Source organism: Streptomyces sp. NPDC058964 (genome assembly GCF_042741275.1).
Taxonomy (GTDB): domain Bacteria; phylum Actinomycetota; class Actinomycetes; order Streptomycetales; family Streptomycetaceae; genus Streptomyces.
In genome coordinates this window covers 16,494-23,506 of sequence record NZ_JBHYKH010000087.1, presented here as the reverse complement: position 1 = coordinate 23,506, position 7,013 = coordinate 16,494, and the positions used below count along the sequence as shown (strand labels likewise).

The 7,013-nt window shown below is 66.7% G+C and carries 5 protein-coding genes; 1 reads left to right on the top strand and 4 read right to left on the bottom strand.

Annotated features, from left to right (window positions below; translation table 11 throughout):
• Positions 1-58: 58 nt before the first annotated feature.
• From ACFW2E_RS14100 to ACFW2E_RS14085, 4 genes are all read right to left on the bottom strand, one after another.
• Positions 59-556 carry a hypothetical protein gene (locus ACFW2E_RS14100; protein WP_384466057.1) on the bottom strand — a complete coding sequence of 166 codons (498 nt, stop codon included), beginning with the start codon at positions 554-556 and terminating at the stop codon, positions 59-61.
• A 132-nt stretch (positions 557-688) separates the two neighbouring features.
• Complete coding sequence (locus ACFW2E_RS14095) at positions 689-1,951, bottom strand: MFS transporter (RefSeq protein ID WP_384466056.1); 1,263 nt, start codon at positions 1,949-1,951, stop codon at positions 689-691.
• A gap of 94 nt (positions 1,952-2,045) precedes the next feature.
• Positions 2,046-3,128 (bottom strand): inositol-3-phosphate synthase, encoded by a 1,083-nt coding sequence (locus ACFW2E_RS14090; protein WP_384466055.1) that lies wholly within the window; start codon positions 3,126-3,128, stop codon positions 2,046-2,048.
• Between the two features lie 44 nt (positions 3,129-3,172).
• On the bottom strand, positions 3,173-3,856 hold the full coding sequence (locus ACFW2E_RS14085) for a helix-turn-helix transcriptional regulator (protein WP_384466053.1): 684 nt from the start codon (positions 3,854-3,856) through the stop codon (positions 3,173-3,175).
• Between the two features lie 746 nt (positions 3,857-4,602).
• Between ACFW2E_RS14085 and ACFW2E_RS14080 the strand changes: the two genes are divergently transcribed.
• Positions 4,603-6,858: a transglycosylase domain-containing protein gene (locus ACFW2E_RS14080; RefSeq protein ID WP_384466051.1), complete on the top strand. Its 2,256-nt coding sequence runs from the start codon at positions 4,603-4,605 to the stop codon at positions 6,856-6,858.
• Positions 6,859-7,013: the final 155 nt, after the last annotated feature.

Below are 7,013 nucleotides of genomic sequence, written 5' to 3'. Positions count from 1 at the left end.
GTGGGTCCTTTCTGGGGGGTTTATCCCCCAACACCCCCCCCCCCTCTTCACATCTGCCTTACTTCTTGTACTCCTTCAGGCAGAGCAGGAAGTCGCTGCCGTCACCGCTCTCGGTGTACGTGTACTGGAAGTCCTTGGCCGCGGCCTCGCACTTCGTCGAAGCCGACAGCTCGGTCGAGTACTTGCCCTTGACCTTGGCCAGCACCACGTACTGAGCCTTCGACGACTTGCAGTCGACGACCTCGAGGTCCGGGCTGGAGTCGTTGCTGCTGCCGCGGTGCATGCAGTCGCCGACCTTGGCCGTGTCCGCGTCGTTCTGGCTGGCTATGTAGCCACCGATGGCCACGCCGATCGCGGCCACGACGATGACGATGTTCTTGATCGTCTTGAAGCCGATCTTGCGCTTGGGCTGCTGCGGGGGCACCGGAGCGTACGGCGCGCCGGGCTGCGGCGGGTACGGAGCCTGCCCCTGGGGCGGGAACGGGGCCTGACCCTGCTGCGGGTAGCCGCCCTGCGGCGGGTACGGAGCCTGGCCCTGGGGCGGCGGAGTCGTCACTTGGGGTCCCCCTAGAACGTGGGTGCGCATGGCAACGGGGCTGCGCGTGGCGCGATATAAGACGCACGTAAGTTAGCGGCTCCCACTGACAACCCTGTAATCCAGGGGGAGTCTGTAGCTCTGATGTGACACTTACCGGTGGCCAAAGCGGGCCATAGACGCAGCAACTGCCCCGTAGATAACGGCCACCGTGACCACCAGGACCGTCGAGCGGCCGTCCGGCGGCAGCATCAGGGCGGCCGCCCCCGCGGCGCCGACGAAGGCGACGTTGAACAGGACGTCGTACACGGAGAAGATCCGGCCACGGAAGGCGTCGTCGACGGTGGACTGCACGATCGTGTCAGTGGAGATCTTCGCGCCCTGGGTGATCAGTCCCAGGACGAAGGCCGCGACCAGCATGGGACCGGTGGCGAAGGGCAGGCCGAGTGCCGGTACCAGGACCGCGGCCGACGCCGCGCACACGACGATCCAGCGTCCCGGGCCGAGCCGTTCGGCCGCCGGAGGTGTCACCACGGCCGCGGCGAAGAAGCCGGCGCCGGACATTCCCAGTGCGAGACCCAGGAGGCGGAGCCCCTCGTTCGGGCTGGACGAGAGCGCGTACCGGCACAGCATCAGCACCATGACCAGCAGGGCGCCGTAGCAGAAGCGCATCAGGGTCATCGTGAGCAGTGCCCAGACGGCCTCCCGGCGCTGGGGTGCGGCGAGATGCCGTACGGCCGCCAGAAGTTCCCGCGCGGTGCCCACGAGTGCCGTTCCCAGCTGTGGGAGCGTGTGGTCCCGGTCGGGGCCGAGCAGGCCGGGCGCCATGGAGAGCGACGCCAGCGACGCGCACAGATAGAGGGTGGCGCCCAGCAGGACGACCGCGGCGTCGGAGTCCGACACCACCAGCCGCGCCAGGAAGGCGAGACCGCCGCCCGCGGTCGCGGCGAGCGTTCCGGCGGTCGGCGAGAGGGAGTTGGCCATCACCAGGCGCTCGGTGTCGACCACGCGCGGCAGGGCGGCGGAGAGGCCGGACAGGACGAAGCGGTTGACGGCGGTCACGCACAGCGCGGACACGTAGAACAGCCAGTCCGGTACCTGGCTGACCATCAGGACGGCGGTGGCGGCCGCCAGCACGGCGCGCAGCAGGTTGCCGTGGACGAGAACCTGTCGGCGCCGCCAGCGGTCCAGCAAGACCCCGGCGAAAGGGCCCACCAGCGAGTACGGGAGCAGGAGCACCGCCATCGCCGAAGCGATCGAGGCGGCCGAGGTCTGTTTCTCAGGGGAGAAGACGACGTACGTGGCGAGAGCGACCTGATAGACGCCGTCAGCGCCCTGGGACAGCAGGCGCACGGAGAGCAGGCGCCGGAAGTTCCGGAAACGGAGCAGGACGCGCAGGTCGCGAACCACGGGCATGGGGCACAGCCTCACACACAGGGAGGGTCCCCGGGTCGTACAACCCGGGGACCCTCACAGCCCTGGCAGGAGCGTTCTCAGACGAGCGCCGGACTCAGCGCTCGACCTCGCCGCGGATGAACTTCTCGACGTTCTCGCGGGCCTCGTCGTCGAAGTACTGGACCGGCGGGGACTTCATGAAGTACGAGGACGCCGACAGGATCGGGCCGCCGATGCCGCGGTCCTTGGCGATCTTCGCGGCGCGCAGGGCGTCGATGATGACACCGGCCGAGTTCGGGGAGTCCCAGACCTCGAGCTTGTACTCCAGGTTCAGCGGGACGTCGCCGAAGGCGCGGCCCTCGAGGCGGACGTAGGCCCACTTGCGGTCGTCGAGCCAGGCCACGTAGTCGGACGGGCCGATGTGGACGTTCTTCTCGCCGAGGTCCCGGTCGGGGATCTGGGAGGTGACGGCCTGCGTCTTGGAGATCTTCTTGGACTCCAGGCGCTCGCGCTCGAGCATGTTCTTGAAGTCCATGTTGCCGCCGACGTTCAGCTGCATCGTGCGGTCCAGGATGACACCCCGGTCCTCGAACAGCTTCGCCATGACGCGGTGCGTGATGGTGGCGCCGACCTGGGACTTGATGTCGTCGCCGACGATCGGGACGCCCGCCTCGGTGAACTTGTCCGCCCACTCCTTGGTGCCGGCGATGAAGACCGGGAGGGCGTTGACGAAGGCGACCTTGGCGTCGATGGCGCACTGGGCGTAGAACTTCGCCGCGTCCTCGGAACCGACGGGCAGGTAGCAGACGAGGACGTCGACCTGCTTGTCCTTCAGGATCTGGACGACGTCGACCGGCTCGGCCTCGGACTCCTCGATGGTCTCGCGGTAGTACTTGCCGAGGCCGTCGAGGGTGTGGCCGCGCTGGACGGTGACACCGGTGTTGGGCACGTCGCAGATCTTGATGGTGTTGTTCTCGGACGCGCCGATGGCGTCCGCGAGGTCGAGGCCGACCTTCTTCGCGTCCACGTCGAACGCGGCGACGAACTCGACGTCGCGGACGTGGTAGTCGCCGAACTGCACGTGCATCAGGCCCGGGACCTTGGACGCCGGGTCGGCGTCCTTGTAGTACTCGACGCCCTGCACCAGCGACGCGGCGCAGTTACCCACGCCGACGATGGCTACGCGAACCGAACCCATTTGGGTTGCTCCCTGTGTGTACGAGTGAGGCCCTCGGCGGGCGCTCACGTGGCGGTGTCGCCGGGCGTATCCGTCCGGGGGGTGTCCCCGGGACGGGGCAGGCCGCCCGTCGCTCCAGTTGTGGTGTTCTGCTGAGCGGACCCCCCTGAGGCGGAACCCTTCAGGTCCCGCCCGGCCCGCTCGCTCTCGATGAGCTCGTTCAGCCAGCGCACTTCGCGCTCCACGGACTCCATCCCGTGGCGCTGGAGCTCAAGCGTGTAGTCGTCGAGTCGCTCCCGCGTACGCGCCAGCGAGGCGCGCATCTTCTCCAGGCGCTCCTCCAGCCGGCTGCGGCGGCCCTCCAGGACACGCATGCGCACATCGCGCGACGTCTGCCCGAAGAAGGCGAAACGGGCGGCGAAGTGTTCGTCCTCGTACGCGTCGGGGCCGGTCTGCGAGAGCAGCTCCTCGAAATGTTCCTTACCTTCCGCCGTCAACCGGTAGACGATCTTGGCACGGCGTCCCGCGAGGGGAGCGGCCAGGGCGTCCTCGTGGGTGCTGCCCGGCTCCTCGATCAACCAGCCGTTGGTGACCAGCGTCTTGAGGCAGGGGTAGAGCGTCCCGTAGCTGAACGCTCGGAACACACCCAGTGACGTATTGAGGCGTTTGCGCAGCTCGTAGCCGTGCATCGGAGACTCGCGGAGCAGGCCGAGCACGGCGAACTCGAGGATGCCGGAACGTCGGCTCATCGTCGCCTCCTCTCGCCCTTATCTCTCGTTGATGTATCGACTCGATACATCAAGACGATAGAACGGCCTTCCGCATGCGACAAGTGGGGGGATGGTGAACGGGATCACATCACCGATTCGCATGAGGAGAGTTGTCTGATTTGGCCTGAATCCTGGGGCTAGGCGGGTTTTGGCGGTGCGTAGTCTGTGCGGCATGCACACCACCGGGAACCAAGTGACGCTTGGGGACGTCATCGTCCTCGGTGCAGTACGGGTGAATGCAGGAACGACCGCATCCGTACTTCGGGGGGACCGGAAACCAGCCGCCGTTTCCAGGCGCGCAAAGGTGCGCCTGCCCGAGGAGTAATCGTTCGATGAGCGAGCACCGTCGCAAACCGCCGCAGCCGCAGGGAGGCGGACGTGCCGCGGCCCGACGCGGCCAGTCCGGCTCGTCCTCCGGCCGCCGTGCGGCACCGCGTGGCGCCACCGGGTCCCCTTCCGACTCCTATGGGTCCAGTTCCTATGGATCGGACTCCTATGGCCCGGGAGGTGAAACGCGCCCCTACGGCAGCCGTACCGAGGCTCGCCGGGCGGCGCAGAGAAGCAACGGAGGCCGCCGCAGGGCGGCCGACGAGGGTCCCGGCGGCCGACGAGGCGGACCGGGCGGGCCTGGCGGACCGGGGCGCGGCAGAGGCCGCGCGACCGCGTCGGCCAGGAAGCGGTTCATCGACTATCCGCGCTTCGACAGGGACGGGTGGCGCCGCTGGGTGCCCTCCTGGAAGCTCGTGACCGGGCTCTTCATCGGCTTCATGGGCAGCCTCGTGGCCATGGTCGGCGTCGGCTACGCGATGGTCTCCATCCCCAACGAGAACGACGCGGCCAAGTCCCAGAACAACGTCTACTACTGGGCCGACAACACGCAGATGGTCGCCACCGGTACGGGCATCAACCGCCAGAACGTCACCATCGACCAGATCCCCGAGGCCATGCAGTGGGCGGTGATCTCGGCGGAGAACAAGAGCTTCTACCAGGACTCCGGCGTCGACCCCATGGGTATCGCCCGCGCCCTGGTCAACATGGCCCGTGGTGGTCAGACGCAGGGTGGTTCGACGATCACCCAGCAGTTCGTCAAGAACACCTACCTGAGCCAGGACCAGACGCTCTCCCGCAAGTTCAAGGAGATGTTCATCTCCATCAAGGTGGGCACCAAGCTCACCAAGCCCCAGATCCTGCAGGGCTACCTGAACACCTCGTACTACGGCCGTGGCGCGTACGGCATCCAGGCTGCCGCGCAGACCTACTTCGGCGTGGACGCCGTCAAGCTCCAGCCGAGCCAGTGCGCCTTCCTCGCCGCGCTGCTCAAGGGCCCGACGTACTACGACCCGGCCGGCAACCAGGACCTCGACGCCGCGGCGTCGCCCAAGGCGAACCGCCAGCGTTCCGAGGCGCGCTGGAGCTGGATTCTCGGTGAGATGCACAAGGACAAGCGCATCACCGACGCGCAGTACCAGACGGCGATCAAGAAGTACCCGACCGTCCTGGGCCGCAAGGCGACCAAGGGCATGACCGGCCAGATCAGCTACCTGGCCGACACGGCCAAGAAGTACGTCCTGGCCCACTCCCACATCACGGAAGCCCAGTTCGACCAGGGCGGCTACCAGATCTACACGACCTTCAAGAAGAGCAACGTCAACGCTCTGAGCGCGGCCGTGAAGAAGATCGAGAAGGCGCGCCTCGACCCGAAGACGCGCGAGAAGGACAAGTACGTCCAGTTCGGCGCGGCCTCGGTGAAGCCCAATGACGGTGCGATCGTCGCGCTCTACGGCGGCGCCGGCTACGAGAACAACCACTTCACCAACAACGCCGACACCTCGGGTGTCCCCGTCGGTTCGACGTGGAAGCCGTTCGTGCTCGCGGCGGCCATGGAGTACGGCACGTACAAGACCGCTCCGACCGGTGTGTCGCCGCTGAGCAAGTACAACGGCAACGACCATCTCAAGGTCAGGAACGAGGACGGCAGCTTCGTCCTGAACAAGGACAACTCGGTCTTCTTCCAGAACAACGAGAGCAACCACGCCTGGGGCTACATCACCCTGCGCAAGGCGATGGAGCAGTCCATCAACACCCCGTTCGTCCAGCTCGGATGGGACGTGGGAATGTCGAAGGTGAAGGACGTGGCCAAGCGCTCCGGCATCCTCGAGGGCAGCTTCGCCTCGCTCAACCCGTCCTTCGCGCTCGGCACCTCGACCCCCAGCGCGATCCGCATGGCCGACGCCTACGCGACCTTCGCCGCGCAGGGCAAGCACACGGACCCGTACTCGGTGACCATGGTCAAGAGGGACGGGCAGCCGTTCGGTGACTTCAAGAAGCCGACTCCCTCCACGGCGATGCCGGCGGACGTGGCGAACAATGTCACGGACACGCTGGAGAACGTCATCCAGAACGGTACGGGCCAGAACGCCAAGGCCCTGGGTCGTACCGCGGCGGGCAAGACCGGTACCACCGACAGCAACAAGTCGGCCTGGTTCGTCGGCTACACCCAGCAGCTGTCGACGTCCGTCGCGATGTTCCGGGAGAACCCGAAGGACCATGAGCTGCTCTCCATGAACGGTACGGCCGGCGTGGCGTCCATCCACGGTGGTGACATCCCGACGTCGGTGTGGACCGAGTACATGAAGGCCGCACTCAAGAACGCCAACGACCCGGGATTCCCGGACGCCCCGAAGATCGGCGACGTCGCGGACGAGGCGGGCGCACCTTCCCCGACTCCCTCCGTCACCATCACGCCGAGCGAGACGCCGAGCGACACGCCCACCCCCACGCCCAGCGAACCGACCCTCTCGCCGTCGCCCACGCCGACCGAGACCTGCCGGTTCTTCCGCTGTGGAAACACCACTGGTGGGAGCACGGGCGGTACGGACGGTGGGACGACATCCTCACCAACGGCAACCGATACGACCGGAACGGGTACCACCAAGGGCAACGGCAACGGAGGCAACTTCTTCGGAGGCCAGACCGGCTAGTCACGACCTTGACCGGTTGTGGCCGTTTCGCCCGCCAAGTGTGTTTCACGTGAAACATGGGCCGGCCACCACAAAACCGTTCGGGGGGACACGGATGGTTGAAAAAAACCGAAAGGAGGTGGTTGGCACAGAACAATTGGAGAAAACACACCACC

Coding starts and splice junctions, on each gene's coding strand:
- ACFW2E_RS14095 (WP_384466056.1), bottom strand. CDS start 1,951: ATGCCCGTGGTTCGCGACCTGCGCGTCCTGCTCCGTTTCCGGAACTTC.
- ACFW2E_RS14090 (WP_384466055.1), bottom strand. CDS start 3,128: ATGGGTTCGGTTCGCGTAGCCATCGTCGGCGTGGGTAACTGCGCCGCG.
- ACFW2E_RS14085 (WP_384466053.1), bottom strand. CDS start 3,856: ATGAGCCGACGTTCCGGCATCCTCGAGTTCGCCGTGCTCGGCCTGCTC.